1 pseudogene and 1 other annotated feature are annotated in these 685 nt (G+C 68.0%); the pseudogene reads left to right on the top strand.

Annotated features, from left to right (window positions below):
* A pseudogene (locus tag FJM51_RS23560) lies at window positions 1–685 on the top strand (IS3 family transposase); the annotation flags it as partial.
* Window positions 78–194 (top strand) — a sequence feature (AL1L pseudoknot). It overlaps the preceding pseudogene by 117 nt.

Here is a 685-nt window from a genome sequence, read left to right as displayed (position 1 = left end):
GAGAAGGAGGAGCTTGCCCGGCTCCGCCGCGAGGTCCGTGAACTGCGCCAGGCGAACGAGATCCTGAAGAAGGCGTCGGCGTATTTTGCGATGGCGGAGCTCGACCGCCCGTTGAAGCGATGAAGGCGTTCATCGACGCGCATCGCGAGGTCCATGGAGTCGAGCCGATCCGCCGCGTTCCGCCGATCGCTCCATCGACCTATCACGAGCACGCCGCGCGCCGGCTCGATCCCGGCCGGCTCCCGCCGCGCGCGCGCCGCTATGCCCGGCTCAGCGTCGAGATCCGGCGCGTCTTCAACGAGAACTTCGGCGTCTACGGGGTCCGCAAGGTCTGGCGCCAGATGCTCCGGGAGGGCTTCGAGATCGCCCGTTGCACCGTATCCCGCCTGATGCGGAGCATGGGTCTGTCGGGCGCGGTCCGCGGCAAACGCGTCCGGACCACCATGCCGGATCCCGCCGCGCCCTGTCCGCGCGACCGGGTGAACCGGGTCTTCAGGGCGCCGGCGCCGAACATGCTTTGGGGCGAGCCATTGTGCGCCATGGGTTCAAGAACAATGGCGAGCGACTTTACCTATGTCGGGACCTGGAGCGGCTTCGTCTACGTCGCGTTCGTCATCGACGCCTTCGCCCGACGCATCGTCGGCTGGCGCGTGTCGCGCGTCGCCAAGGCGGAATTCGTGCTCGA

It is taken from the genome of Amaricoccus solimangrovi, from assembly GCF_006385685.1.
GTDB lineage: Bacteria > Pseudomonadota > Alphaproteobacteria > Rhodobacterales > Rhodobacteraceae > Amaricoccus > Amaricoccus solimangrovi.
The sequence above is the reverse complement of the archived record's forward strand: the minus strand, read 5'-3'. Positions and strand labels throughout refer to the sequence as shown.